The organism is Cereibacter azotoformans (assembly GCF_021391315.1).
Lineage (GTDB): Bacteria > Pseudomonadota > Alphaproteobacteria > Rhodobacterales > Rhodobacteraceae > Cereibacter_A > Cereibacter_A azotoformans.
In genome coordinates this window covers 519,779-546,103 of record NZ_CP090022.1, presented here as the reverse complement: position 1 = coordinate 546,103, position 26,325 = coordinate 519,779, and the positions used below count along the sequence as shown (strand labels likewise).

Annotated in this window: 31 protein-coding genes and 1 riboswitch; of the genes, 14 read left to right on the top strand and 17 right to left on the bottom strand. The window is 69.5% G+C overall.

Annotated features, from left to right (window positions below; translation table 11 throughout):
- Positions 1-23 precede the first annotated feature (23 nt).
- Positions 24-201: riboswitch (cobalamin riboswitch) on the bottom strand.
- Positions 202-551: 350 nt separating this feature from the next.
- From LV780_RS17760 to LV780_RS17735, 6 genes are all read left to right on the top strand, one after another.
- Positions 552-914 (top strand): hypothetical protein, encoded by a 363-nt coding sequence (locus tag LV780_RS17760; protein ID WP_101339818.1) that lies wholly within the window; start codon positions 552-554, stop codon positions 912-914.
- 64 nt (positions 915-978) lie between these two features.
- Positions 979-1,353, top strand: a complete 375-nt coding sequence (locus tag LV780_RS17755; RefSeq protein ID WP_101339819.1) for a curlin repeat-containing protein — start codon at positions 979-981, stop codon at positions 1,351-1,353.
- Positions 1,350-1,751 carry a curli-like amyloid fiber formation chaperone CsgH gene (gene csgH, locus LV780_RS17750; RefSeq protein WP_108221230.1) on the top strand — a complete coding sequence of 134 codons (402 nt, stop codon included), beginning with the start codon at positions 1,350-1,352 and terminating at the stop codon, positions 1,749-1,751. Before LV780_RS17755 ends, csgH begins: the two co-directional genes overlap by 4 nt.
- Positions 1,752-1,833: 82 nt before the next feature.
- Positions 1,834-2,958 (top strand): helix-turn-helix transcriptional regulator, encoded by a 1,125-nt coding sequence (locus tag LV780_RS17745; RefSeq protein ID WP_108221231.1) that lies wholly within the window; start codon positions 1,834-1,836, stop codon positions 2,956-2,958.
- Between the two features lie 12 nt (positions 2,959-2,970).
- Positions 2,971-4,227, top strand: a complete 1,257-nt coding sequence (locus LV780_RS17740; protein ID WP_108221232.1) for a hypothetical protein — start codon at positions 2,971-2,973, stop codon at positions 4,225-4,227.
- 111 nt (positions 4,228-4,338) lie between these two features.
- Positions 4,339-4,986, top strand: a complete 648-nt coding sequence (locus LV780_RS17735; protein WP_101339822.1) for a BON domain-containing protein — start codon at positions 4,339-4,341, stop codon at positions 4,984-4,986.
- 57 nt (positions 4,987-5,043) lie between these two features.
- Here LV780_RS17735 and LV780_RS17730 read toward each other — a convergent pair whose 3' ends face one another.
- Positions 5,044-5,463: a CBS domain-containing protein gene (locus LV780_RS17730; RefSeq protein WP_011910519.1), complete on the bottom strand. Its 420-nt coding sequence runs from the start codon at positions 5,461-5,463 to the stop codon at positions 5,044-5,046.
- Between the two features lie 30 nt (positions 5,464-5,493).
- Positions 5,494-6,462, bottom strand: coding sequence for a ribose-phosphate diphosphokinase (locus LV780_RS17725; protein WP_233864025.1), 969 nt, complete (start codon positions 6,460-6,462; stop codon positions 5,494-5,496).
- A 101-nt stretch (positions 6,463-6,563) separates the two neighbouring features.
- Between LV780_RS17725 and LV780_RS17720 the strand changes: the two genes are divergently transcribed.
- Both LV780_RS17720 and LV780_RS17715 read left to right on the top strand, forming a co-directional pair.
- Positions 6,564-6,989 (top strand): DUF2267 domain-containing protein, encoded by a 426-nt coding sequence (locus tag LV780_RS17720; protein ID WP_108221234.1) that lies wholly within the window; start codon positions 6,564-6,566, stop codon positions 6,987-6,989.
- An 18-nt stretch (positions 6,990-7,007) separates the two neighbouring features.
- Entirely contained in the window at positions 7,008-8,006 is a 999-nt protein-coding gene (locus tag LV780_RS17715) for a hypothetical protein (RefSeq protein WP_146172305.1), read from the top strand.
- A 5-nt stretch (positions 8,007-8,011) separates the two neighbouring features.
- On the opposite strand, the gene LV780_RS17710 is transcribed toward LV780_RS17715, so the two are convergent.
- Positions 8,012-8,473, bottom strand: coding sequence for a host attachment protein (locus LV780_RS17710; RefSeq protein ID WP_101339826.1), 462 nt, complete (start codon positions 8,471-8,473; stop codon positions 8,012-8,014).
- Between the two features lie 405 nt (positions 8,474-8,878).
- Complete coding sequence (locus LV780_RS17705) at positions 8,879-9,574, bottom strand: Crp/Fnr family transcriptional regulator (RefSeq protein ID WP_101339827.1); 696 nt, start codon at positions 9,572-9,574, stop codon at positions 8,879-8,881.
- A 196-nt stretch (positions 9,575-9,770) separates the two neighbouring features.
- Between LV780_RS17705 and LV780_RS17700 the strand changes: the two genes are divergently transcribed.
- The 6 genes from LV780_RS17700 to LV780_RS17675 all read left to right on the top strand — a co-directional run bounded on the left by LV780_RS17700 (position 9,771) and on the right by LV780_RS17675 (position 13,294).
- Positions 9,771-10,607, top strand: a complete 837-nt coding sequence (locus LV780_RS17700) for a Crp/Fnr family transcriptional regulator (protein WP_108221293.1) — start codon at positions 9,771-9,773, stop codon at positions 10,605-10,607.
- A 99-nt stretch (positions 10,608-10,706) separates the two neighbouring features.
- Complete coding sequence (locus LV780_RS17695; protein WP_108221236.1) at positions 10,707-11,240, top strand: Hsp20/alpha crystallin family protein; 534 nt, start codon at positions 10,707-10,709, stop codon at positions 11,238-11,240.
- 177 nt (positions 11,241-11,417) lie between these two features.
- Complete coding sequence (locus LV780_RS17690) at positions 11,418-11,588, top strand: hypothetical protein (protein ID WP_181318505.1); 171 nt, start codon at positions 11,418-11,420, stop codon at positions 11,586-11,588.
- Positions 11,569-12,330 (top strand): DUF6639 family protein, encoded by a 762-nt coding sequence (locus LV780_RS17685; RefSeq protein ID WP_233864015.1) that lies wholly within the window; start codon positions 11,569-11,571, stop codon positions 12,328-12,330. Before LV780_RS17690 ends, LV780_RS17685 begins: the two co-directional genes overlap by 20 nt.
- 86 nt (positions 12,331-12,416) lie before the next feature.
- On the top strand, positions 12,417-12,635 hold the full coding sequence (locus LV780_RS17680) for a hypothetical protein (RefSeq protein ID WP_233864013.1): 219 nt from the start codon (positions 12,417-12,419) through the stop codon (positions 12,633-12,635).
- Positions 12,632-13,294 (top strand): phosphoribosyltransferase, encoded by a 663-nt coding sequence (locus LV780_RS17675; protein ID WP_108221239.1) that lies wholly within the window; start codon positions 12,632-12,634, stop codon positions 13,292-13,294. Before LV780_RS17680 ends, LV780_RS17675 begins: the two co-directional genes overlap by 4 nt.
- A 63-nt stretch (positions 13,295-13,357) precedes the next feature.
- Here LV780_RS17675 and LV780_RS17670 read toward each other — a convergent pair whose 3' ends face one another.
- The 13 genes from LV780_RS17670 to LV780_RS17610 all read right to left on the bottom strand — a co-directional run bounded on the left by LV780_RS17670 (position 13,358) and on the right by LV780_RS17610 (position 26,323).
- Positions 13,358-14,008 carry a class I SAM-dependent methyltransferase gene (locus tag LV780_RS17670; RefSeq protein WP_108221240.1) on the bottom strand — a complete coding sequence of 217 codons (651 nt, stop codon included), beginning with the start codon at positions 14,006-14,008 and terminating at the stop codon, positions 13,358-13,360.
- Entirely contained in the window at positions 14,005-15,255 is a 1,251-nt protein-coding gene (locus LV780_RS17665) for a DUF3419 family protein (protein ID WP_108221241.1), read from the bottom strand. Before LV780_RS17665 ends, LV780_RS17670 begins: the two co-directional genes overlap by 4 nt.
- Positions 15,256-15,283: 28 nt before the next feature.
- Positions 15,284-16,006, bottom strand: a complete 723-nt coding sequence (locus LV780_RS17660; RefSeq protein ID WP_108221242.1) for a glycosyltransferase — start codon at positions 16,004-16,006, stop codon at positions 15,284-15,286.
- Complete coding sequence (locus LV780_RS17655) at positions 16,003-16,572, bottom strand: DedA family protein (RefSeq protein ID WP_108221243.1); 570 nt, start codon at positions 16,570-16,572, stop codon at positions 16,003-16,005. The genes LV780_RS17660 and LV780_RS17655 overlap by 4 nt, the downstream gene beginning before the upstream one ends.
- A 202-nt stretch (positions 16,573-16,774) precedes the next feature.
- Positions 16,775-17,155 (bottom strand): monovalent cation/H(+) antiporter subunit G, encoded by a 381-nt coding sequence (gene mnhG, locus LV780_RS17650; RefSeq protein WP_108221244.1) that lies wholly within the window; start codon positions 17,153-17,155, stop codon positions 16,775-16,777.
- Complete coding sequence (locus LV780_RS17645; RefSeq protein WP_011910535.1) at positions 17,152-17,433, bottom strand: K+/H+ antiporter subunit F; 282 nt, start codon at positions 17,431-17,433, stop codon at positions 17,152-17,154. The genes mnhG and LV780_RS17645 overlap by 4 nt, the downstream gene beginning before the upstream one ends.
- A complete protein-coding gene (locus LV780_RS17640; RefSeq protein ID WP_044249543.1) occupies positions 17,430-17,918 on the bottom strand; it encodes a Na+/H+ antiporter subunit E in 489 nt (162 codons plus the stop codon). Before LV780_RS17640 ends, LV780_RS17645 begins: the two co-directional genes overlap by 4 nt.
- A gap of 5 nt (positions 17,919-17,923) precedes the next feature.
- Positions 17,924-19,543: a monovalent cation/H+ antiporter subunit D gene (locus tag LV780_RS17635; RefSeq protein WP_011910537.1), complete on the bottom strand. Its 1,620-nt coding sequence runs from the start codon at positions 19,541-19,543 to the stop codon at positions 17,924-17,926.
- Positions 19,540-19,884: a Na+/H+ antiporter subunit C gene (locus LV780_RS17630; protein ID WP_011910538.1), complete on the bottom strand. Its 345-nt coding sequence runs from the start codon at positions 19,882-19,884 to the stop codon at positions 19,540-19,542. The genes LV780_RS17635 and LV780_RS17630 overlap by 4 nt, the downstream gene beginning before the upstream one ends.
- On the bottom strand, positions 19,884-22,772 hold the full coding sequence (locus LV780_RS17625; protein WP_233864011.1) for a monovalent cation/H+ antiporter subunit A: 2,889 nt from the start codon (positions 22,770-22,772) through the stop codon (positions 19,884-19,886). The genes LV780_RS17630 and LV780_RS17625 overlap by 1 nt, the downstream gene beginning before the upstream one ends.
- Before the next feature lie 306 nt (positions 22,773-23,078).
- The gene (locus LV780_RS17620; RefSeq protein ID WP_108221246.1) at positions 23,079-24,734 is read right to left on the bottom strand and encodes an alpha/beta hydrolase; all 1,656 of its coding nucleotides are present in this window, start codon (positions 24,732-24,734) and stop codon (positions 23,079-23,081) included.
- Between the two features lie 385 nt (positions 24,735-25,119).
- Positions 25,120-25,752 carry a PRC-barrel domain-containing protein gene (locus tag LV780_RS17615; protein WP_108221247.1) on the bottom strand — a complete coding sequence of 211 codons (633 nt, stop codon included), beginning with the start codon at positions 25,750-25,752 and terminating at the stop codon, positions 25,120-25,122.
- Positions 25,753-25,873: 121 nt separating this feature from the next.
- Entirely contained in the window at positions 25,874-26,323 is a 450-nt protein-coding gene (locus tag LV780_RS17610) for a MarR family winged helix-turn-helix transcriptional regulator (RefSeq protein ID WP_108221248.1), read from the bottom strand.
- Positions 26,324-26,325: the final 2 nt, after the last annotated feature.

Sequence of the window (26,325 nt, the reverse complement as noted above, 5' to 3'; positions counted from 1 at the left end):
CGATCCCGCCGCCGTCCACGCGGCAGGAACCTCTTTGTCAGGCCGGTCTTCTGACTCCGGTTCACCTGCCCCGGGCGCCTTCCCGGCGAACCGGTGGCATCCTGCCCAAGGCATCCCCGTCACAGCGGCGGGCCCGCGCCGGAGTCGCACCGGCTTCCCGATTCTCCGCCCGCGGGCGGCACCTGACGCAGTAGCTGAGACCAGATCGGGCGCGGAAGTGCAACCTGCCCCGAACAGACCGGAGGCATGCCGAACGACGGACGAAGTCGCACCCGCCCGAGGGCCGCACCAGATGGACCGCGAGGGCCGCTCCCGTCTCGCCCGCACTCCGGCCTGCCACCTTCGGGGGCCCGGATCGCGCAGCCAGGCGCATCTTCCGGTGCATCTGTACCGCGGAGACGCACAATCGCATCCGGCCAGCGACACTTGCACCGCAGATCCGGTCGACGCGCCTGATCCGATGACGGTTTCCCATCCCCGCCGACTCGGCCAGGGTGGGACCATCCCCTTGCCGATCAGAAGGATCGGAATTTCTCACAAGGGGATTGGACATGAAAACGCTCTTCCTTTCGGCTGTTGCCCTGAGCCTTCTCGCCGTCGGCGCCGCCGGTGCCGGAAACCTGTCGGTCACCGAGCAGAGGGGGGGCTTCAATGGCTCGATGACCTCGCAAGGTGGGGACTGGAACCGCTCGTACTCGGGGCAGCTTGGGGGAGGGAACTCCAGCACGACGATGCAGCGCGGCTTCAACAACCTGTCCGAGACGATGCAGCGCGGCATCGGCAACAATTCGTTCACCGGCCAGAAGGGCTTCGGCAACGGGTCGATGACGAACCAGTCCGGCGTCAGGGGCCATATGTCCGAAACCTATCAGTCGGGCGTGGGCAACGTGTCGATCACGGATCAGCATGACTGAACATGAGCAGCCGGCGGCCCCGGAAGGGGCCGCCGCGAACCTCAGTCCTGAACGGGGAAATGCCATGCTCAGATTCATGATGATGACGTCGGCCCTGATCCTGACACCTGCGCTCCTTGCCGCGCAGGAGATGCCGTCGGGCGACAGATCCTGGGGCGACAGGTCCTGGGGCGACAGGTCCTGGGGCAACCGCGCCTCGACCACGCAGATCGGGTCGAACAACAGCTCCACCATCTCGCAAAGCGGCAAGGGCAATGTCGCCATCAGCGTTCAGAGCGGAGACGGCCACGTCCGCTCGATCACCCAGCAGGGCAATTTCCAGGGTTTCGCCGGCCTTCAGGTCTCAAGCCGCTTCGAGCGGGCGGCCGGGACCGAGTCCCGCACGGGTGGCAACGCGCGATCGAGCGTCACGGTCGAGTTCGACACGGTGCCGAAATGACCCTTCGGTTCCCTCCTGCGGCGGGGCGGCGGATGCTGGCCTCGGGCGCGGCGATCCTGTCCCTGTGCGCAGCCGTGCAGGGCGAGGAGCAACCGTCGGGCGGGGCGGCGGGCGGCTGGATCCGGTGCGAGATCCGCATCACGTCGAACGGCGGCCTGACGGAATATGCGGGGCTGGCCTGGGCGGCGCGACGGGTCGAGGGCGAATATGATCTCACCGTGTCGTCGCGCGGGCCGGGCGGCGTCTCGAACACGGTTCAGCGGGGACGGTTCGTCCTCGAGCCCCACAGGCAAAGCGTCCTGAGCAGGGTTCAGGTCATGGCCGGACGGACAGGCACGGTCCAGGCGCGCCTTTCCATACATTCGAATGGCCGGGAACTGTGCCAGTTCACCTCCTGATGGCGCCGCGCGGTGACCGCAGTCAATGCCGCGGGCCCTGGCTGCGCCCACGATCGAAGCAATGGCGAGTACGGAGGGTTTCATGGAACTCCTGCCACTGCTTCCGGGGCATGTCGGTGACCTTTACGATCGGGCTCTCGACGGCGATCTGATCGCCGGGATCCTTGACCTCCTTGCGGAAGCGACGACGAAGGCCACGGTCCTCGTCATCGGCCAGAATGACGACGCCCCCGCGGGCAATTTCATCCAGCACCGCGGGGGCGATCTGAGTCCCGGGACCCTCGAGCGGCTGCGCCGCAGACCGCCGGAGCCCTGGCTGGAAGGGCGCTGGCAGCAGCCGGTCGGGCGGATCTACCAGGATGAAGCGTCGGACCTGACGCGGAACCGCCCCCCCGACGCGACACCGCCTCCTGAGCTGGACTGCGGCACGGGCGTGGTCCTCAACCGCTCGGGCAAGGCGCAGATCCTTGTCGAGATCCGCTATCCGCGCCGGTCCGATGCCGCCATGCGCAACTCGAGCCGCCGGCTCCTGAGCGCTCAAGTCCCCCATCTCGTGCGTGCGGCGCGGATCGAGGATCTCGCCACGCAAGACCCGATCTGCGATCCCTTCATGGCGGGGCTTCTTGAACTGGTGCCCTTTCCCGCCTTCGTGGTGGATGCGGACCGGCGGGTGGTCAACCTGAACACGCGGGCGGGCGGGCTGTCGCTGCGGCCGGACGGGCTGTTCGTGGGGCCCGGCGATCGGCTGACGGCCTGCAGCCCGGCGACGGATGCGGAACTGGCGTCGCTGGTCCGGCGGCTGGGCGGCGCCAGCCGCCAGCGGACGGGCTTCCTGTCCTTTTCCGGCGAGGGGCTGCCCCGCAAGTTCGTGACGCTGACGCGGCTGCAGAACGCGCCCCTCGGGCGCAAGGCCGCCCCCTACCGCCCCGGCCGTGCCTGGATCGGCATCACCGTTCACGATGCCGGAGAGCCGCTCCTGCTCACCCACGACATCCTCTGGAGGACCTTCGGCCTCTCCGCGCGCGAGTCCGAGCTGGCCATGTCGCTGATCACGGGCGAGACCATCCCGGATCAGGCGCAGCGCCGCAAGATGTCGAAGCAGACGCTGCGCAACCAGATGGTCTCGGTCCTGCGCAAGACGGAGACTTCGCGCCAGTCCCAACTCGTCGCACTGCTGACGCGACTGGCGATTTCGGTACCGGCTTGAGGGGGAAGGACCATGGTCCGCAGGACCGGGGCGGCGGGCGCCGCCGGTTGGTGCATGGCACTCGCGCTGCTGCCGGTGGCCGCCATCGCGGAAGAGCCGGAGGGCCGGGGCGCGAACCTGGCGGAGCGTCTGCGCAACGTCCTGTCCGACGGGGCGCCCCTCCTGCCGGTGACGGCCGGGCCCGCACGGGAGCTGCCCCCTCCGAGGCCATTGTCGGAGTTCCGGCTGGGGCTTGCGGGGGGCGGCTTCAGCGGACGGAGCCTCTCGACCGCCACAGGGCATCCCGAAGCCGGCCGGCCGATGGCGCTGGCGGGGGGGCTGCCCCTTCAGGGCCGCCTGTCCGTGGGGTCGGGCCGCGATGCGCTGGGAAGCTGGGCCCGGGCCCGCATCGAGGCACCCGACGGCACCACCATCGAGAGCGAGGCCTTCTCGCCGGCCGGGCAAGCCGCCATCACGCAGCACGCCTACAGCCCGACCGAGGCGGGTGGTCTCTTCGTGGCGCTCGTCACCGGCCCGCCGGACAGGACCGCCGCTTTCGCCGCGCTGATCGATCCGGGCGGACTTCTCGTCCTGTCGGAGGGCGCGGCGCAGGGGGCCGCGATCCGGCGCTTCGCGTCGGAGGACGTGACGGGGCGGCATTACCGCTTCACCGTCGCGGGCCCCGAGCAGAGCCACGGCCGCTGGACCCTGCTGCCACTCGCCAGCCTCGCGCTGACCGAGCGCCGTCATCAGGCGCGCACGGGCTTTGGCCTCGACATCGCCGAGTCGGTCTCCGGTGCCCGCATCCCCGGGCCGGGATTCCGCACGGACGACCGGCTCGCGGCGTCCGGCGTGGGGCTCGGGACGGGCCTTTCCCTGCGTCGCTCGCTCGGGCAGGGCTGGGGGCTCGGGCTCGAGCTGCTGGCGGGGCTGGGCCTGTCCTGGGCCGACTATACCGGCGCGGGCTCAAGCGGGATTGCGGGCCTTCGGCAGATCCCGCTTGCGGTCGAGCACCAGTCGTGGCGGGGCGTCACGCGCTTCGGGCAGGTCTCGGCGGTGCTCGACCGCGACCTGGGGGGAGGGCGCAGCTTCAGCCTCTTCCTGTCGGGCGAACTGGAGGCCGGCCTTCCCGCGCTGCGCGATACAGGGCCACCCGGCATCCTGCTGGGGCAGACAACGGATGGCGCGCTGAACTACGAAGGCGCAGGCGAACCTCACCGCCGCCGCCGCATCGCTGACGAGAGCCTGCACGACCTCCGCATCGGGCTGTCCTTCGCCTGGCTCTTCTGAGGCGGCCAAGTCTCTCACGATGAGAACAATCAATGACGCGGCCCGCAGGCTGCCGCACAGACGGAGGCACAGCCACGCGCCTTGCGGCGCCAGAGCAGAGGAGGAGAGACGATGGGAGATCCGGACATCCGCCAGGACGTGCTCGACGGACTTGAGTTCGAGCCGAGCCTCAATGCGGCCCATATCGGCGTGTCGGTCGAGAACGGCATCGTGCTTCTGACCGGCCATGTCCGCACCCATGACGAACGCTTGAAGGCCGAGCAGATCGTCACCTCGATCAAGGGGGTGCGCGGGATCGCTCAGGACATCGAGGTGCGGCCGGTGGGCGCCAACGTGACCGCCGACGACGAGATCGCCCGCCGGGTGCTCGACGTGCTGAAGTGGAACGCCTCGGTTCCCGCCGACGCGGTCAAGGTGAAGGTCGCGAAGGGCTGGGTCACGCTGAGCGGTGCGGTGGAGTGGAACTTTCAGCGCGAGGCGGCGGAACATTCAATCCGTGGCATCGCCGGCGTCGTGGGGATCTCGAACGCCATCGAGATCGCGACGAAACTCAGCCCGGCCAATCTGCGTCTGCGCATCGAACAGGCGCTCAAGCGGCGGGCCGAGCTGGAAATGTCCGACATCCGGGTCGAGGTCTCGGGCGGCACCGTCACGCTCGACGGCAAGGTGCACAGCATCGGCGAGCGGCGCGCGGCCGAGCAGGCCGTGTGGGCCGCGCCGGGCGTGGTGGATGTGCGGGACCGCCTGTCGGTCGTCTGATCGCCGAGGGCGAGGGGCCGCCGCATCGGGCGGCCCCTGCGGATCGCGGCCGGAATGTCAGGCGTGATGATCCGCAACCGCGTGGACCACCTCGGCCGTCAGATCGCGTGTCGCGGAATGGGCAATGTCGCCAAGCGCCAGCATTCCCACGAGCCGCTTGTTGTCGTCGATCACCGGAAGCCTGCGGATCCGGCGCTCCTCCATCTGGTGGATCGCGTCCGAGATCGGCTGGCTCGTCCGGCACCAGACGATGCCCTCGGTCATCACGTCGCTGGCCTTGGTCGTCTTCGGGTCGCGCCCTTCGGCGAGCACCCGAAGCACGAGATCGCGATCCGTGATCATCCCGATCAGCCGGTCGTCGCGGCCCACGGGCAGCGCGCCGATGTCGTCGGCCTTCATCTGCCGGGCGACTTCGGAAACCGGAGTGTCCGCCTCGACCCAGGCGGCCGGCTTGTGCATGGCTTCACGAACTTCCATCGTCTCCTCCTGTTTGTCCGGGTTGCAGGGTCAGTCCGGCGGTCCCGTGGGATCGAGAAGGGGGCCCACGGGGCCACCGCGGTGGATCTGGGCCAGCGCGGCGCCGATCAGCGGCGCGACCGAGAGGCAGTGAAGGTGCGGCGTGGGCTCGGCCGGCACCGCGCTGTCGGTGACGGTGAGGCTGCCCACCGACGGATCGGCCAGCCGGGCGACGGCGGCCGCGTCCACGAGATGGGTCGCCACCAGATGCACCTCGGCCGCGCCGCGCGCGGCGCAGGCACGGGCCGCGCGCAGAAGCGTGCCGCCGCTCTCGATCATGTCGTCCACGATCCAGACCGTCCGGCCCTCCACCTCGCCCGCGAAGAGATCGCCCGACACGACACCCTCGGACCTGTGCTTCTCCATGAAGCCGAAGCCGACGGGCCGGGTGCTCACCTGCTCCACCGCATCGCGCAGGAGAGCGGCGCGCTTCACCCCGCCCCCGTCCGGCGACACGAGGCACAGCGGGCGGCCCGCGCTGCGACTGAGGATCTCGGTCGCGAAGAGGCGGCAGGTGTCGAGATGCACCGTCGCGCAGCGGAAGGCATTCTGGAAGGCCGCGAGATTGTGGACCTCGAGCGTGATCAGCGCGTCAACTCCCACCGCCTCGATCAGCCGCGCGACGCCGGCCGTGTTCACCGGATCGCGCGCCTTCGTCTGGCGGTCCTTGCGCATGTAGGGCAGCCAGGGGCTGACGATCAGCACGCGCGCTGCCCCGTTGGTCCGGCAGCAGGCCGCGAACAGCAGCAGCCGCACCAGCGCGTCGTTCACCGATCCCACCTCGCCCGCATGCAGGACCGAAAAGAGGCAGACCTCGTGTCCCCGGACGCTGACGAGCGGCCTGAGCTTGTGCTCGCCGCCGGAAAAGGCGCGGGCCTCGTGCATGGCCACCGAAAGGCCCGCCCTGCGGGCGACCGCATGGCCGAGCGGATGGGACGGGGTGAGGTCGAAATACAGCATGGCCCACGATCCGCCCGCAGGGCCGGGTGCGGCATTGACGACAGTCATTGAGGGCGCGGCTGCGCGGCCCATCATCCGATCATTCCGGGAAGGAGGGCGCCATGAAGATCTCGGGGATTGCCAGCCTCGATCACGCGCCTCAGGTGGTGGCCGAATGGCTGAACGAGCTGCAGGAGGATCTCGGCTGGTCGGATCGCGCCCGCGCCTACCTGCTCTTCCGCACGACGCTTCAGACGGTGCGCGACTTCCTGACGGTGGACGAGGCGGCCGATCTCGCGGCGCAACTGCCGCTGCTGATCCGAGGCATCTTCTTCGAAGGATGGGTGCCGTCGCGGACCCCGGTTCATCCGCGATCGGTCGATGACTTCCTCGAACGCGTCACGCGCCACTTCCCCACCGAGCCTCTGGTCGAGCCGGATGTCGCGGTGGCGGCCGTCTTCGACCTGCTGCGGCGGCATGTCTCGATGGGCGAGTTCCAGCAGGTCGCCTGGGCCATGCGGCGGCCGCTGCGCGATCTCTGGATGTAATGGGCCGGGCGCCGGCCGGTGCGCCCGCTTCCCCCGAGGCCGGGACCCCCAGCCGAGGACGCCGCGGCCTGTCTTGCGCGGCTGCCGGGACTGGAGCGGGTGATCGAGACCCACCTCGCGCGTGTCTTCCTGTTCCCCGACCGCGTGCTGAAGATGAAGCGGCCGCTGCAGACCGCCACGCAGGATCTGCGCCTGCTGCCCGCCCGGCACCGCGCCTGCGCGGCCGAGGTGCGGCTCAACCGGGAACTGGCCGGGCCGGAAGTCTATCGCGGTCTGCTGCCGGTGGTGCGGACCGCCTCGGGCCTGCGCCTCGACGGGCGCGGCGAGGTGGTGGAATGGCTCGTCCACATGCGGCGGCTGCCGTCGGACCGGATGCTCGACAGGCTGATCCTGGAGGGTCGCGGGCCCGGCACGGCCGAGATCGAGGCGCTGGGGCGCCGTCTCGCCGGGTTCTGGCGCACGACGCGGGGCGCCCCCAAGGGCGCCTATTTCCGCCACCTTCTGCACGAGGCCGCCATCGACGGAGGTCACCTCGCCGCGCTGGCCGGGCATGTGCCCGGTGCCGACATCGCGGGGCTCTCGGCCGCGCTGGTGCACCGCCTGAAGGGCGGTCGGCGCGAGATCGCGCGGCGCGAAGCCCTGGGCTTCGTGCGCGAGGGTCATGGCGATCTGCGCCCCGAGCACGTGTGCCTGACGCTGCCGCCCGTCCTCTTCGACCGGGTGGAGTTTGCCCGCGACTTCCGCCTGGCGGATGCGCACGACGAGGTGGCTTTCCTCGGACAGGAATGTGCGCTGCTCGGCCGGCCCGACATCGCGCCCCGTCTCGTTCGTCATCTGGAGGGTGCGGGCTTTCCGCCGCCCTCGCGCGGGCTGCTGAAGACCTTCCGCCTGCACCACTGCCTGACGCGGGCCAGGCTGGCCCTCGATCACCTGCTCGACCCGGCCTGCAGCGACCCGGCGAAGTTCCGCGAGCGGGCGCGCGTGCGACTGGAGCTGGCCGCCCGGCTGCTGGGCTGACGGGGCTACATCTTGCGTCCGAGATAGCCGAGGATCACCTGTGGCAGCTCATGTGCCGACACATGGATGAGGTTCAGCGGCATCTCGCACCGCACCAGCCGCCGCAGCGCAGGCGGCAGCATCGTCCGCATGAGCCCGAGCGAATGCGGCTCGGCAAAGATGACGAGCTGGTGAACCTCGCCCGCCCGCCGGTGTGTCTCGAGCACGGCCACGACCTCGCGCAGGAAGGTGCGTTCATCCTCCATCAGCGGATCGGAACCATATTCCATCGCCGAACGCCGGCCTCCGCCAAAGGACGCGAAGCTGCGCCCCGGCTTGTCCGACATCAGATCACGCAGCTTGTGCGATTCGCATTTCAGCACAAGCTCCGCCGTCGACGGCGGCCCACGGCGCGGCAACCCTCTCAGGATGCGCGCGCGCGTGCTGTCCAGAACCAGTGCCCAGGTATCCTCCTCACGTACCATCATCTTGGTATCTCCATCCTTGGGACAGAATTGGCCGGATCCGGTTCGCCGGCATTGACCGCCGTCACGAGCCCGCGCTCTTGACCCTCCTCATTGCCATGAGCGGCACCTGTCCAAGGATGCGGCACAGACCGGGCAGGCAGGGGGGAGCCGGAACGATCGCCACCCGTGGAAGCGATCCGGCGGACATGCGCAACCGGCTTTGCCAAGGCGCGAACAGGAATTGTCGGGGCGCCTCGGAACCTGCCGCTCCCCCTGTCCGCGCGCCGTCGAGCGGATGGGGCCGGACCCTCGGGGCGTGTATGCGGTCTTTCGTGATCTCGGACTGAACGTCGCCGAGATCGGGCGCTGCGTTCGGCCGTTCGCCGGACTGCGTCCTGACCCTCGATCCGGGGACCGGATGCGCCCTCAGTCCAGCACGAGATCCTGCCCCGAGGCCTGCGCCAGCCGCTTCGGGTTGCAGATCCGGTAGCGCCGCGCCGCTGCGTCCAGGCTCTCGATCACCTGCATCCGCTCGAGCGTGCGGAAGGCCCGGCTGAGCGACTCGGGCCGGGCGCCGAGGTAGTGCGCGAGGTCCTTGCGGCCCAGAGGCAGCGCCACCTCGCCTCCGTTGCCCGCACGACGGGCCAGAATGATCAGGAAGGAGGCCACGCGTTCGACCACCTTCAGACCGTTCATCATCATCAGCCACTCGCGCGCGGCATCCATCTCGTCGAGCAGATGGACGAGAAAGATCCGCTCCAGCTCGGGGTCCTGATCCAGCAGCGCCTGAAATTCGGCGAGGGGGAAGGTGACGAGCCGGCTGTGCGACAGGGCCGTGATCCGGTAGGTGAGCGGCCCGTCATAGACGCGGCCGAACAGATCGGTCGGGATCAGCAGGCCGATGATATGCTGCCGATCGTCCGGCAGCATCTTGATCATTCCGAGAGCCCCCTCGAGGACATATCCGATCTCGGCCACGGTGCTGCCCTCGGCGGCAATGACCTGTCCCTGAGCCACCTCATGTTCGCGCACCATCGACAGCAGTGCCTCGCGCGTCTGCGTGCTCACATGATCCAGCATCGAACGGAAATGGGCCAGATCCCCGGCGGCAATGCTCGTCATGCGCGGCCCCCCGCGGTGCACATCCTCAACCACCCGTTCACCCCTTCGTGATCCCAACGCCTCCAATCTAGCCCCGCGGCGCGCGGCGCGTGTTGACGCGCGACAATGCACAGGATCGGCTCCGTGCGACTCTGCAGCCCGAAAGCGATTGTTCGAGAATTTTATCAACCGCCAGTTTGACCGGGGGGAAGCGGCGATGCATTCCAGTTCTGACAGCACGAACGACCGACAGGGCAGCATCAGCGCGAGAATGTCGGCCGGTCCACCATGCGCGGCCTCGGGACGGCGGTTCCTGTCGCGCCCGGCGCTTCATGGCCGGAAGGTCCGCCTGTCGCCCGACGAGGTGCTGGTCGCAGAGGGCAACCACATTCGCAGCGTCTGGCTTCTCGAGAGCGGCATCCTGCGGGTCCAGCGGATCGGGTTGGAGGGGCGCAGGCAGATCCTGAACCTGCTCTTGCCGGGGGATCTGCTGGGCGCGGATCTTCAGGGACGGCAGGGCCTGTCGGTCGAGGCCTGCACCAAGGCGCGGCTTCTGGAAGTGCCGATGGCCGATCTGGTCCAGACGGTCCGGCACAGCCCCGAGCTGCGCCGCGCCGTGCACGAGGCCAATCTCGTCCATCTCGAACGGATGCGATGGCTGACCTGGATGCTGGGTGCGCTGAAGCCGGAAGAGCGGATCTGCGCCTTCCTTGCGCTGGCCGGGCGCCCGCTCTCGCCCGAGCAGCAGCCCGACGGCAGCCGGATCGTCACCAACCCGCTGTCGCGGCAGGATCTGTCGGACCTCCTCGGCATGACGGTCGAATCGATCAGCCGGATCATTCACCGGCTGGATGACCAGGGCGTGATCGAGATCCTGAGCCCCACCCGGTTCCGCATCCGCAATCTCGCGCGGCTTCTGGGAAAGGGCGGCGTGACGCAGGATCTTTCCGCGCTTGCGCTCGCCGCGCCGGACCTTGGCGAATGGATCGGCGGAGCACAGCCGCCGATGACCGCAGTCAATGAAGCCCGTCCGGCCAAGGCGCAGGTTTCCTGAAGCCCGCGATCTCCGGCCCGCCGTGGCGCGGCATACGCCGCGGGCAAGGCGCGGGCGCCGGTCCTGATCCGGCAGACCTTCGATTTGGGGAGGATTGCAATGACCGACGAGACCAATGTGGACGTCCGGCGCGAGGCTCCGACGCCACCGGCGCAGCTGCGCGAATGGGAGCCGCTGGCCTATATGCGCCAGCAGCTCGACCGGCTGATGCACGACATCGACTGGCCCGATTTCCGGTTTCCCTTCAACCGTCGCACGGGCGGCGTCGAGGCGGGCCCCGCCTGGCCGCATCCGGGCCTGACGCTTCCGGCCGTCGATCTGATCGAGCGCCCCGACGGCTATGAGGTGCAGGCCGAGTTGCCGGGCTTTGACCCTGCAGGGATCGACGTGCGCCTTGCGGACGGAAGCATGACGATCCGGGCCGAGCGCAGCTCGCAGCGCGACGAGGACAAGGGCGACTATCACCTGCGCGAACGCAGCAGCGGCATGTTCCAGCGCATGTTCCGCCTGCCGGCGGGCATCGACGCCGACAAGGTGGCAGCCCGCTACGAGAAGGGCATTCTGACGGTCACGCTGCCGAAGACGGCCGAGGCGATGGAGAAGGAACGCAGGATCGACGTGAAGGCCGCCTGACCCCCGCCGCGTCCCGAGGGCGGTCGAACCGGCAGGGGCCGCGCAGAGCTGGCGCGGCCCCTGTTGCCGTGGACGGCGCCCAGCACGCGCCCTGCCAGCCGTCCCATCGCCCGGATCCGACACGCCACGCCCGGAAGTCCGCCCGGCGCTGAACCTGTCCGACCAAGGAGAAAGAGAATGGACGGCCACATCCCGCGTTACCCTCTTGCCGCCCTCGCCGTGGCGCTTTGTGCCGGGCTGGGCGGTTGCACCGAGCAGAAGACCTATCCGCTGTCGGGCTCGCCCTGCACTCCGGGTGATCCGGTGCAGTCGATGCATGCCTCGGACTATGCGTCGCCCTGCCCGTAGCGGTGCGAGCCGCGGCTGGTGCGCGGGCCTCATCGTCCTGCTCCTCGCCCTGACGACGGCCCGGCCTGTGGCCGCCGCTTGCGGTCTCGCCGGTGTCTCGGTCTCGGGATCGGCCGAGGAGGTCGCCGAGGCATGCGACGTGCTGGCGGAGGTCACGGGCTACTTCCGGGCGCTCGGCTTCAGCCTGGAGCCGGAGGTCACCGTGGTCTTCGCAGACCGGATCGAGATCGAGTTGCCCGCCGAGCCGTCCGGGACGGGACCCTCCGACGCGGTGCGCGCCCGGATCTCCGGCTGCTACGATTTCCGGCAGGACAGGGTCTGCGTGGTGTCCGGCCACCGCGACCTGCCCCATGACCGCCAGCCCTGGGGCCTCGACTGGAGCCCGCCCGTCGCGCGCTCGATCCTGACGCATGAACTGGTTCATGCCGCCGTGAGCGACATCCTCGGGCCGCAGACGCCCGACCTCGGCATGGTCTGGCACGAGTTCATCGCCTATGCGGTGCAGTTCCACCTCATGCCCCCGGCGCTCCGGGCCGAGGTGCTGGCCCGCCATCCCGAGGCCACCGCCTTCGCCGCCCCGGAGCGCGTCAACCCGATGTCCTACGCGTTGGACCCCGACGCCTTCGCGATCAGCGCCTTTCTCTTCGCCGAGGAACAGGGCGGCGGCGCCTTCATCCGCCAGTTGCTGACCGGCAGCGCCCCCTTTTCCACCGACGAGTTCCAGTTGCTCTGGACCGAATGAGAGGATCGTGCGCCTCCGTGACAGCGATCAATGCGCGACCGACCGGGGCGGCGTCCGATGGAGGGGCAACCGGAGAAGACGGGGCCATGCGGAAGATGGGCGAAAGGCGTAGCGTGTTGATCAGGCCAGAGCGGCTCGACGCCATCGGGCCCATCCCGGACGGCAGCCGCCCGCTGGTCATCTTCGCCCATCGCGCGGGCAGTCGCCGCAGCGCGCGCACCATTGAAGAGCCGGCCCCCCGCGTTCAGGTCGTCGGTCTGGAGGCGGGTTGGTTCCCCGATCATCTGGACGGGGACGGATCATGACAGCCTTCCGCGACCGGACGGATGCGGGCCGCCAGCTCGCCGCGCTGTTTGCGGGGCGGGACGACAGGGATCCCGTTGTCCTCGCCCTGCCCCGCGGCGGCGTTCCGGTCGCGTTCGAGATCGCCCGTGCGCTGCAGGCCCCGCTCGATCTGGTCATGGTGCGCAAGCTGGGCGTGCCCTGGCAGCCCGAACTTGCCGCGGGAGCGGTGGCGGACGGCGATGACCCCGAGATGGTGATCAACGAAACGGTCGCGGCCATGGCGGGGCTCGACCGGGCGGACATGGAAGAGCTGGCAGCGGTCCAGCTCGACGAGATCGCCCGCCGCCGGAGCCTTTATCTTGCGGGCCGCACGCCGGTTGCGGTCGCGGGGCGGACCGCCATCCTTGTCGATGACGGCATCGCCACCGGCGCCACGATCCGCGCCGCCCTTGGCGCCACGCGGCGGAGGAACCCGGCCCGGCTGGTCCTGGCCGTGCCGGTCGCGGCGCGGGACACGCTCGAGAGTCTGCGGCCCGAGGTGGACGAGATCCTGTGCCCCCTGCCCGTTGATGCCCTCGGCGCCGTCGGTCTCCATTACGGAGATTTCACGCAGGTCAGCGATCAGGAGGTGGTGCGCCTGCTGTCAGCCGCCGCGCCGCCCGGGGGAGAGCCGGGATAGGCTGCGTCGCCGGCAGACGTCCGCCCGAAACTCCTCCGAGAGCCTCACATTCCCTCGCCTGCGTCAGCCCGGCGCCGGGGCGGTCCTGCGGACTACGCCAAGGCAGGCGTATCCCCGGAACCGGCTGCCCGAGCGGCTGATGCCGCCCACCCCTGCGGCCACTTCGGCCAGCGCCGCCCCGAGGTCGTCGCGCGGCTCGACGTGAAAGCGGCCGATCCAGCCGCGCAGGCCGGTGCGGAACCAGCGCGGCAGGCCCGCCTGATCCCCGAAATCGACCACATGAAGCTCGCCCTCCTTCGACAGCAGGGATGCGGCATGGGCCAGCGCCGGACGCCAGTCGGGGATCATCGACAGCGCGTAGGAGATCACGATGCGCTCGAACCGCCCGGCGCCGAACAGTGCCCGAGCGTCGAAGTCGGTGGCGTCGCCCTGCGCGAGACGCGCGCGGGTGCCAAGGCGGGCGCGCGCTGTCCGCAGCATCTCCTCCGAGATGTCGAGCCCGTAAAGGCGCAACCCCGGCCAGCGACGGTCGATCAGGTCAAGGTTGCGCCCGGTGCCGCAGGCGATCTCGAGCACGCGCGCGCCGGGCGGCGGGGCGAGGGCCGCGATCAGTTCGTCACGTCCGAGCAGGAAGTGACGGCGCGTGATGTCGTAGATCCGCCGCTGGTGACGGTAGGTGGCGTCCATCAGCGCCGCATGAGGCTCCGCCGTCATGCGTTGCGGCGGCGGTAGATGTGAAAGCCGCCATAGATCGCCGAGCGGTCGGCCTCGTGGCAGGCGCGGGCGAAGGCACGGTCGCTCTGCCACGCAGACAGAAGCTCGGGCGGCAGTTGCTGCGGCAGGATGTCCGCCGCGCCCCCGGTGCGGAAGATGACCGTGGCCCCGGCGGCGGCCGTGCGGGTGATCTCGCGCCACAGATCGGCCAGCTGGGCCCGCGTCATCCAGTCCTGCGCATCCAGAAGCGAGAAGCCGTGGATCGTTCCCGAGGCCTCACCCGCCAGCGCCTTCGTGAGCGGCTGGTTGACCACTTCGGCACGCGCGGCATGGGCGCGCAGGGCATCGAAGGCCGCGGGCTCCAGATAGGGCGGCAGCGCGCCCTCGCCGGGCTCGGGATAGCGGCGGGCCACAGCCTGCCAGGCAAAGTAGTTCTCGCGCAGCGGATGGTCGCAGAACAGCCGCCGCAACCGCTCGCGCAGCACCGGCAGCACGTCGCCGTCCCCGTCGCAGGCCAGCAGCTCATATTGCGCGGGCGGGATGCCGAGCCCGAACAGCGCCGCCGGATGGCGGGCCAGCGACTGCACGAGCGGCGTCGCGAACAGCGGATCGATGTGGCCGTTGAACCATGTGCGCTGCTCGTCAACCGTCCGGCAGGCCAGCAGGCCGCCCAGATCCGTGCCGCCAAGCCGCGCGACCAGATGCGCTGCGCCGATGAAGCGGCCAAGCGCCCCGTGGCGGTAGAAGCCACGGGCGAAGAGGCCGATCCGCCGGCCGAAGGGCGTCCGCGCCTCCCACCAGGCCCGCGTCGCCGGGTCGAGCCGCGGCGCGAGATACCGGTCGTAGGCGCGGATGTTGGCGGCACGGTCCGCGCGGCCGAAGAGGTCGAAGAAGGCCTCGTGGTCGGGCAGGTGCCGGGCCGCGGCCAGCTTCAGCCGCCCCAGCGCGACATGGGCGGGCGAGAGGTCCACGGCGAGCAGGCTTCCGGGACCGGCGGTCAGGTAGGACATCATGTTGCATCCGCCCGAGGCGATGCAGGCCAGCCGCTGCCCCGGCGCGATGGCCAGCGCCCGCATGTCCACCACCGGGTCCTCCCAGATCTGCGGATAGACGAGTCCGTGGAACAGCCGCGAGAACATCCGCTCCATCATCCCCTCGGCGCTGAGGGGCGAGCGGCGGTGGACGGCCGCGCCGATCTGGCGGGCCACGGTCGGCGCGGGAACGGGTTGCGGCGCCATGTCGAGCATGAGGAGACCTTTCGTTCGGGTAAGGAAGTCAGCGGCCAAGGATCGGCACAAGCGGCAGGCGCCGATGCCCGGAGAGGCGCTGGCGCTGCAGGGCGACGATCTGGCCCAGCGCGCGGTGCGGCGGGATGGTGCGGAAGATGTCGCCCAGCATGAGCGCGTCCGCCAAGAGGCCCGCCGCCAGCCCGCGCTTTCCTGCCTTGGCGGGGCTGGCCACATCGGGCCAGCGCACCACGGCCAGCCGGGCGGCCGAAGCGATCCAGAGGGCGTTCAGATAGGCCTCGAAGCCAAAGCGCGGCAGGCGCGCGATCGCATCGAGCCGATCCGCCAGCAGGGCTCGCGGCAGGACGCGCTCACCCGAGATGTAGTCGAGCCCCAGAAGCCGCCAGGGCAGCGGGGCGTTGCCGCGCAGGCTCAGGCTGCCCTCGGCCTCGTCGAGCAGGACCGGCGCGAGCAGATCCGTGACATGGTTCGCCGTCAAACCCCGAAGATCGGCGTCGAGCAGCAGGATCAGGTCGCCCTGCGCCGCCGCGATCCCTCGTGCCAAGGCCGCGCTCTTGCCGCGGTTGGCGGGCTGGCGCAGCACGCGCACGCCCGCGCGCTCGGCCACCTCGGCGGTATCGTCGGTCGAGCCATCGTCGATGACGATCACCTCGTCCACCAGCCGGTTGGCGCAGGCCGCGGCCAGCACCGCGCCGATGCGGCGGCCCTCGTTGAAGGCGGGGATGAGGCAGGTCACGGTGGCAAGGCTCATGAACAGGATCTCCGGCGATAGAGGAGGACGAGGAGGACAAGCAGGGTCGTGAGCGTCAGTGCGCCGGCCGCAATCCAGCTTCCCATCCGCGCGTGGGTCGCGCCGAACCACCAGCCGAGGCTCACGAAGAACAGGCTCTTGGGGAGGGTGGCCGCCGCATTGCAGGCCATGAAGAGGCCAAAGGGCACGCGCGCGACCCCGGCCGCCAACAGGACGGCGGCCCCGGCGGCATGGGTGAGCTTTGCGCCGATCAGCACCGCGGGCGCGCGGGCGCGCAAGCCCCCTGCAAGATCCTCGATCTGCGCCTCGCGCACCCGCAGCAGCGACAGCGCAGGCCGGCCTCCGCGGCGACCCACGGCGTAGAGAAGCGCGTCGCCCACGAGATCGGCCAGGATCACCGTGAGGGTGACGGCCGTCAGGTCCAGCACTCCGCGCTGCGCGAGCCAGGCCGCGATCACGGTGACGATGGGCCCCTCGACCAGCGCCAGCGGCGCGATCAGAGCCAGCCCGTGGACGGCCAGAAGCGTCGCGACGGTCTCTTGCGCGATCACCTTGCGACCCCCCATGAAACGACGGCCCGGGTGCCCGCCCCCGCGGCGGCGGCGCGGGGAAGCTGAGAGAGACGATGTCGGGGCGCGGACGGGCGGGCACTGATCATGGCCCTACCCTATGACCGCTCTCGGCCACGATTTTGTGACGGCTCCGCCGGTCAAGGTCCCGGCCCGGCCGTGGCAGCGCCACCCAGGCCGTCTTGCGGCGGGCCGGGGCTCAGACCTCCGGCGCGTCGGTCTGGGGGTCGGGGGGCGGCTCGGCGCCCGGAACGCCCTTCGTGCCCTCGGCCCGATCCCGGTGGAGCGCCGCCCGCCCCAGCATCAGGAGCGTGACCGGCGTCGTGATCATCACAAAGCCACCGATCACCAGCTCGTGCACGATGGGCCGGCCCTGCGTCAGGCTGAAGAGCAGCATCGAGGCGAGGATGATCCCGGCCGTCCCCCAGCTTGTGCCCAGCGTGGGCGCGTGCAGGCGGTCGTAGAAGCTGCGCAGCTGCACGAGGCCAATGGTGCCCAGCATCGTGAGCGTGCTGCCCAGAACCAGCAGCAGGGCCACCGGAACGGCAAGCCAGAGCGGGATGGCCTCGAGATGGTTCATTCGATGATCTCTCCGCGGATCAGGAACTTCGCCAGCGAAACGGTGGCCACGAAACCCAGGACCCCGATCACCAGCGAGGCCTCGAAGAAGAAGGTCGTGCCCATCCGCATCCCCGTCACCACGAAGAACAGCATCGCCGTGACATAGAGCGTATCGAGCCCCAGCACCCGGTCCTGCGCGCGCGGCCCGCGCAGGGTGCGCCAGCAGGCCAGGCAGGCGGCGATGCCCAGCATGGCCTGGGCATAGGTCAGGGCCGCGGCGAGGATCGTGGCGCTCATTCGAAGATCTCCAGCAACAGGGCCTCGTAGCGGTCGCGGATCAGGGCGATCCATTCCGCCTCGTCCTTCATGTCGAACACATGCAGAAGCAGCACGCCCGCCTCGGCGTCATGTTCCAGCCAGGCGGTGCCGGGGGTGGCGGTCAGGATGATGGCCAGCAGCGCCAGCGCCGGCTGCGACCGCAGCCGCAGCGGTATCCTCAGGAAGGCCGAGCGCCGGCCGCCGTGGCGGCCGCCGTTCAGGATCAGAAGCGCCACGGCCGCGTTCGAGCGGATGATGTCGAGGCTGACGATGCCCACCAGCCGGAAGACAGGCGCCCAGCGGCGGATGCGGGGTTTCTCGGGCTGAAGCGCCACCATCGCCCGCCCCGCCACCAGCGCGATGCCGGATCCAAGCAGCAGATGCCCCAGCGAGAAGCGCGTGAGCAGCAGCCACATCAGCACGAGTGACAGCGAGAGCAGCGGATAGGGCACGAGGCGGCTCAGGCTTGTCATGGGGCGGCGGTCCCTTCAGTGACGCGGGGTGCGGCGAAGACGCCGTCGGCGTAGATCGTCGGCTCATGCAGGGCGCGGGCCGTGGCCTGCATGTAGCGCAGCGTATCCTCGGCCCGGATCGTCAGGGTCAGAAGCAGCGCGATCAGCCCCAGGACCGGCGCGATCTCGAGCGCGAGAACCTTCGGCACCGACCCGTCCGTTGCCCAGAAGGTCTGGATGCCGATCCGCACCAGACCGATGAGCGTGGCCAGCCCCGCCAGCAACAGAAGCGACAGGAACGACCAACCGAGAACCGGATCCACCGTCGGCGCGGCCAGCAGCGGCGCCAGCATCGCCACCTTGCCGATGAAGCCCGACAGCGGCGGCAGCCCGGCCAGCACCAGAAGGCAGGCCCCGAAGCTGAGCCCCAGCACCGTGAGCGTTCCGGGAATGGCGAGGCCCACCTCGGGATCCTCCTCCTCCAGCTCGTCCAGCCCGTAGGCGTCGGCCGTCAGCGCGAGCATGCCGGCAATGCCGCCCTCCTCGCGGCTCATGGGCTCGATCAGCAGGAAGAGCGCGCCGGTGGCAAGCGTGGAACTGACAAGATAGTAGAGCGCGCCGCCCAGCATGTCCGGCCCGCCGCCCGCCAGCGTGAAGCCCACCGTTCCAAGGACCGTCCCGGACGAGATCAGCACCATGTGCGCGGCCATGCGCCCCAGTCCCTGCGAGGCCAGCACACCCAGAAGGCCGAACCCCACGGTCGCCATCCCGCCCGCGATCAGCAGACCCGAGCCGAAGCCGGCCGATGCGGCGGCGGCCGGCCCGAACAGCAGCATCGAGAGGCGCAGGATGATGTAGATCCCGACCTTGGTCATGATGGTGAACATCGCCGCCACCGGCGCGGCCCCCGCCATGTAGGCGGTGGGCAACCAGAACGAGAGCGGCCAGATCCCCGCCTTCACGAAGAAGGCAAGCCCCAGCAGCGCCGCCCCGGCCTTGAGGAGCGGAAGGTCGGCGTCGGTGACCGTCGGCACGATCCGGGCCAGATGCGCCATGTTGAGCGTGCCCGTCACGCCGTAGATCAGGCTGACCCCGATCAGGAACAGCAGCGACGCCGCAAGGTTGATGGCGATATAATGCAGGCCCGCCCGGATCCTCAGCTGCCCCGAGCCGTGCAGCAGAAGGCCGTAGGAGGCCGCCAGCAGCACCTCGAAGAAGACGAAGAGGTTGAAGAGGTCGCCGGTCAGGAAGGCGCCGTTCAGCCCCATCAGCAGGAACTGGAACAGCGAGTGGAAATGCTGGCCCTGACGCTGCCAGCCCGCCCCCGCATAAAGCAGCGTCGGGATCGCCAGCAGCGCGGTCAGGCACAGCATCATGGCCGACAGCCGGTCGCTGACCAGCACGATCCCGAAGGGCACCGCCCAGTCGCCGAGCAGGTAGAAGGAGATCTCGTTCCCCCCTGCCCCGCCCCCCTTCGAGCGGTTCAGAAGCTCGACCGACACCAGAAGGAGCGCCAGCGCCGAGCCGATCGACAGAGCGAACTTCGCCCGCCGCTGCCGGTCGTCGTAGAGCAGCATGAGGGCGCCCGCCACGAAGGGGATCAGGACAGGCGCAATGACGAGATGGCCGGCGGTCACTGGTCACGTTCCTTTCCGTCCACATGGTCGGTGCCCGTCACCCCGCGTGACGCCATCATCACCACCAGAAACAGCGCCGTGGTGGCGAAGCTGATGACGATCGCGGTCAGCACCAGCGCCTGCGGCAACGGATCGGCGTAGCGCGTGGGGTCGATGAAGCCGCCCTTGGGCATGATCGGCGGCTGCGCCAGCGTCAGCCGCCCCATCGAGAAGATGAAGATATTGACGGCATAGGACAAAAGGCAGAGCCCGACGATCACCTGAAAGGTGCGCGGCCGCAGCAGCAGCCAGATGCCCGAGCCGGCCAGGATGCCGATGGCGAGCGAGAGGACGATCTCCATCAGGCGGCCTCCTTGCGGGCGGCATCCTCGGCCTCCTGCTCGCGCAGGCGGACCGAGCGCAGCGACTGGTGCGCGATGGCGATGAGCATGATCACGGTCGCCCCCACCACCAGCGCATAGACACCCAGATCGAACAGCAGCGCCGTCGCCGCCGGCACGGGCCCGACCAGCGGCAGCTCGACATAGCGGGAATGGGCGGTCAGGAAGGGATAGCCGAAGAGGAACGCCCCCATGCCCGTGGTGCCCGCGATCAGCAGCCCCGCGCCCATCCAGCGGATCGGCAGCACCGTCAGCCGCGTTTCGATCCAGCGGACGTTGGTGGCCAGGTATTGCAGCAGGAAGGCGATTGCCAGCGTGACGCCGGCCGAGAAGCCTCCGCCCGGCAGGTCGTGGCCGCGCAGGAACAGGTAGGCCGACAGCACGATCAGCGCCGGGAACATCCATTGCATGATGACAGCCGGCACGGTCAGGTAGGTGCGCAGCGCCCTCTCCTCCTCGCCGCGCTGCTCGTCGGGCAGCGCCACGCTTTCCGGGGCGGGGCGGAAGCGGCGCAGCAGCGCATAGACCGTCAGTCCCACGATGGCGAGCACGGTGATCTCGCCGAACGTGTCGAAGGCGCGGAAATCGACGAGGATGACATTCACGACGTTGGTGCCGCCGCCTTCATGATAGGCGTTGCGCAGGAACCAGTCGCCGATGTTGGGGATCAGCGGCCGGGTCATCACCACATAGGCGAGGACCGCCAGACCCGAGCCCGACAGGCCCGCAATGACAAGGTCCCGGCCGCGGCGGAGGCGGGCGGGCAGCAGCTTGTCCTCGGCGATCTCCTCGCGCCGCTTGGGCAGCCAGCGCAGCCCCAGCAGCAGCAGCGCCGTGGTCACGATCTCGACCAGAAGCTGCGTCACCGCCAGATCGGGGGCCGAGAACCAGACGAAGGTCAGGCAGGTGACCAGCCCCGCGCCTCCCAGCAGCACCAGCGCCGCAAAGCGATGATACTTGGCCTGCCATGCGGCTCCGAGGGCGCAGGCCACGCCCACCACCCACATCAGCACGAAACCGGCGCTCAGCGGCGTCTGGCGCGCGGCCTCGATGGGCCAGAGGCTGCCCCAGAGCGTCGTGACCCCGACCGCGAGCGCCAGCAGCACCAGAAGGCGCAGCTGCGGCTGCAGCCGCTCGGTCCCCGCCAGTTCCAGGATCATCCGCGGCCAGATCCAGCTCAGGCGCAGCAGGAGCCACTCGTAGATCTTCTGCGCCCGCAGCCGGTGCAGGAGCGGCGGCCCCTCGGGGCCCGCGCCGATGCGGGAGCCGAGCAGCACATGCAGCCCCACCCCCAGCAGCAGCGCCACGAGGCTCATGACGAGGGGCGCATTGACCCCGTGCCAGATCGCGATCGAGGTATCGGGCAGGGCTTCGCCCACCACCGCACGGGCAGCGAGGTTCAGCGTCGGCCCCAGTGTCAGGCCCGGCAGGATGCCCACCAGCAGGCAGAGCGCCACCAGCAGTTCGACCGGCCGGCGCATCCAGGGCTTGGGCTCGTGCGGGGTGCGTGGCAGACCGAGGGGTGGCGGCCCGAAGAAGACGGTGGCGATGAAGCGCAGCGAATAGGCGACCGAGAAGATGCCGGCGAAGGTCGCAAGCCACGGCAACGAGACGTCGAGCCAGGTGCCGTTGTGCCAATCCACCGCCTGCGCGAAGAACATCTCCTTGGACAGGAACCCGTTCAGCAGCGGCACCCCGGCCATGGCCGCCGCCGCCACGATGGCGAGGGTCCCGGTCACCGGCATCAACCGGATCAGGCCCGACAGGCGGCGCATGTCGCGCGTCCCGCTCTCGTGGTCGATGATGCCCGCCGCCATGAAGAGCGAGGCCTTGAAGAGCGCGTGATTGGCGATGTGGAAGATCGCCGCGAGGATCGCAAGCGGCGTGCCGATGCCCGCCAGCGCCGTGATCAGACCGAGGTGGCCGATGGTGGAGTAGGCCAGCAGCCCCTTGAGGTCGTGTCGGAAGAGCGCGATCACCGAGCCGAGGATCAGCGTCGCCATGCCGGTGCCGGTAACGGCGTAGAACCACAGCTCTGTCCCTCCGAGCGCCGGGCTGAAGCGGACGAGCAGGAACACACCCGCCTTCACCATCGTCGCGGAATGGAGATAGGCCGAAACCGGCGTCGGCGCCGCCATCGCGCCCGGCAGCCAGAAATGGAACGGGAACTGCGCCGACTTGGTGAAGGCCCCGATCAGGAACAGCGCCAGCACCAGCGGGTAGGCCTGATGCGCCCGGATCGCCTCGCCCGAGGCCAGCACGGCGTCGAGATCGTAGCTGCCCACGATCTGGCCCAGAAGCAGCATCGCCGCCAGGAGGCAGAGCCCCCCGGTCGCCGTCACCACCAGCGCCGTCCGTGCCCCGTCGCGCGCCGTCTGGGCCTGATGCCAATAGCCGATCAACAGGAAGGACAGGATCGAGGTCAGTTCCCAGAAGACCACCAGCATCAGGATGTTGCCTGACAGCAGGATGCCGATCATCGCCCCGGTGAAGGCCATGAGGAAGGAATAGAACCGCGGCACAGGATCGGTTTTCGACAGATAGTAGCGGGCGTAAAGCACCACGAGCCCGCCGATCGCCATCACCAGCGTCACGAACATCCAGGCGAAGCCATCCAGCCTGAAGTCGAGCGTGAGTCCGATCAGCGGCACCCAGTCGATGCCGACCCGCAGCACCTCTCCCCGGGCCACGACACCATGAAGGCTCGCCAGCACCAGCAGCGATCCCCCCAGAACCAGACCCGAGATCCAGGCCGCCGCATTGTGGGCATTCACCGGCAGCGTCGCCGCCGCCAGCGCGCCCATGAACGGCAGGGACACGAGGATCAGGAGAAGGTTCTGTTCGATCATGCGGTGCCTGGTCCCCCCTGAGGTTTTTTCTGCCGGAACCACCGGAGATGACGCGGCGCATCGCAGCCGGAACGACCGGCGCGTGGGCGATTCATCTCGGGGACCGATGGCCTCAATGAAAGGCAGTCGGCGCGGAAATCAAGGCGAGAGGCACAGATTGAACAAGCTGCGGCACCTCTGGCCGCATCATCCGGCCTGGGGGACCGGCGAGGGGGTTTCGGCATCAGCCCCGGGCCCCGCGCACCGGTGGCAGACGGTGCGGTGGCCGCCGAGGGTGGCGCCGGTGGCGGGCCTGCCGCCGGCCGCCTATCGGTTCGAGCAGCCGACCTGGAACCCGTTGTCGCAATGAGCCTTGAGGCGCTCCGTATCGGCGTCGGTCCAGCCTTCGGGCGCGGTGACCTGCACCCAGGGCTCGATATAGTCCTGCGCATGGTAGGAGTGCCCGTACCCGGCCGGCGCGGTCGTGGAGAGCGCCATGTCGAGCCCGAGCTGAAGCTGCGTGACGATCGGCATGAACCGCAGATGGGGCGAAACGCCGTCGCCGGGCGGCTCGCCCATCCAGACCGGGGGGCGGAAGGTCGAGAACGGATCGAAGAACACGATCGGGTCGCTGGGATATTGCAGGAACATGATCCGCATCGCGCCCCAGTCCGCCGTGCCGGCGTCGCCGCCCTCTCCGCGCGCCGCGTAGCGGATCAGCGAGCCGTCTCCGATCCGCGGCAGGACCCAGGGGCTGCCCTCGGTCCGGGCGCGCTGGACCCGGTTCCAGAAATCCGACGGAAAGGGCGGGCCCGCCCAGAAGGCGCCCGCGATCGGATCGTTCACGAGATGAAACAGGGTGGTCGCATACATCGACGACCAGGCCCCGAGGCTCAGCCCATGGATATAGAGCCGCGGCCGTGTCTCCTCGGGCAGCCGTCGCCAGTAATCGTGGATGGTGGAGACGGTCGCGGTCGCCTGATCGAGCCCGGTGCTGGTCTCGAAGAGCAGCGCGTACGGGGACTGGAGGTAGGAATACTGGACCGCGACGGTGGCGATGTCGCCCCCGTGCATGTATTCAAGCGGGTCGTGAGAGCCCGGGTCCATCCAGCCCGTGCCAGTGGGACTCGTGACGACAAGGATCCTGCGGTCGAAGGCGCCGAGCCGTTGAAGCTCTGCCAACGCGAGATCGGCGCGCGCCTGGGGGGTCTGTGCGTTCGCGCGCCCGACATAGACGCGGATCGGATCGAGGGCGGGCCTGCCGGTGAAGGCCGAGATCACGGCCGCATCGGGGCCGGACGTCACGAAGTCGCGTCCGGGCTCGCCCATCGCCTCCCAGTCGATCACCGAGGCGGGGCTGCCGGGTATGCGCGCCTCGGTCGGCGGTGGTGGCGCCGTGTCGAAGAGATTCTGCGCCGCCTCGAAGGAGCTGTCCATCGCGCGGATGGTCGTGTCGAGCAGGCCATCGCGGGTGAGGATGAAGAGGGCGATCCCCACGAGCAGGAAGCCCAGAACATCGGCGCGGCGCCGGGGCATCACCCGATAGAGCCGCGACCGCACCAGGCGCGCAAAGGCCGCCACGATCTGTCCGGCCGCAAACAGGACCGCGAACACCGCCCCTGCAAGAAACAGAACCTGAAGGAAGTGCGCCCCGGTGGCGGGCTCGATTCCCATCCGCAGGCGCAGGTCGTTCTGCCAGACATGGCTGTAGCGCAAGGCGAGGCCGAGCGTCCCCAGCACGGTGGCCCAGAGAACACCCCGCACCACCCGCCAGAGCCGGCCCCGCAGCACCGGCATGTCGGCAAGCCGCCACAGGGCCTCGATGATCCGACCCACGAGATGGCCGAGTGCCAGGACCACTCCGCCCAGGATGCCCTGCAGCACGGGGTCGCGCGGGATCAGCGATGGGGTCAGGGAGGCTGCGAGGAACAGCACCCCCAGCAGCAGGCCGATCGTCGAGAACCGCGACAGCAGGAATCGCATACCCAACTCCGTCTGGCGGGCGGCCCTGCCCGTCGTGGCGTCGCGGCCCAGGCTCCCGGACCGCCAGGATGGTTTGTGGCGTCACAGCACAACCATCATGATGGCGTGCGGCTGCCCCGATGTCGAGCGCATCGTCATCTTGTCGCGCAGGCGGCACATGGTTCGGATGTCCAGAACTCCACCCGTTCCTCCCGGCGGCATGGAAGTCGGACCGGGCTGATGTCGCTGCCACAGCCGGATCCCGTGACGGTGATTCACAGGATCAGGAAAGGAAAAGGGCGGAGCCGCAGCTCCGCCCGTCCGGCAAGGGAGCGCACGGGCCGGCGCGCTGGTGCCGGACCCGTGCGAGGATCCACGTCCGGTCAGACCGGACGGGGGACTTGGATCAGATGTCCTGCTCGGCAGGCTCCCAGCGGTCGTCCGACTTCTCGAAACGCTGCATCTGGCTCAGGTCGTCGCCGCTTCTGTCGAGCACGAACTCACCCGTGGCGTCACCTTCGGCCGAAGACAGCTCGTCGAGCGAGATCATCACATGCCGCTCTTCGTCGGCGGCGCCGGCATCGCTCAGTTCGACGACGGCCTGGTCGATGTTGCCATCCTCGCCGATCGCAAGATCCACGATCCGGCCCAGCGTCTCACCGTCGCTGTTGACGATGCTGGCCTGCATCAGCTCATCGGCCGAACGGTCACCGGCCACCTGGCCGTTGAAGTCGTCGGTCTCGCTGTAGGAGTCATACGCCTGCATCGCGCCGGAGGTCGCGTCCATCGTCGCGTCATCCTGTGCGTAGTCCTGATCGGTCTGGCCCGGCATCATCGGATCCGTCTGATCCTGGCCAATCTGGTCCTGACCCATCGGGGCCGTATCCGTCATGCCCTGGCCGGTCTGGCCGGGCGTCTGGCCACTCAGGTCCGACACCGGGGGCGTGCCCTGCGTGTCGGTCTGCGTGTCCAACTGGGCGAACGCCGGCGCGGCAGCGATCAGACCCATGGCGACCGTTGTCAAAAGTGCTTTCGGCATGGTCGTCTCCTTCTGGTTTGGATTGTGACCGTCTGGTCACGGCGCAGGAAACAGTGGGGCCGGGGCATCGTTCCGGCGCCTCACGGACGCGTGAAGCGCACCTTTCCTTCGGCCTGATCCGTCAGAGGGCAGCCAGATCCCGCCGCAGGGCCATGGCCGTGCCGGCGGGCAGTTCGGCCTCGAGCGCGGCATGGGCCTCGTGCCAGACCTCGGCCGCGTCACGCATCAGCACCACCCCGTCCGCCGTGATCCGCAGCCGGCGCGACCGCCGGTCCGCCGGGTCCGGCTCCACCAGCAGCAGGCCGCGCCGGGCCAGCGGCTTGACCGCCGCGGTCAGGGTCGAGGGCTCCATCCCGAGGAAGGCGGCCAGGCGGCCCAGCGGCGGCGGATCGGGCTGGTTCAGCGCCACCATCAGCGAGAACTGGCCGTTGGTCAGGCCGAAGGGCCGCAGCACCTTGTCGAAGCGCCGCGCAAGCCGGCGCGCCGCCCGCTGCGCGGCCAGGCACAGGCAGGTGTCCCGGATGTGCAGGACGGTCTCGCGGGGGAGAAGCTCAAAGGTTGAATCCGACATGA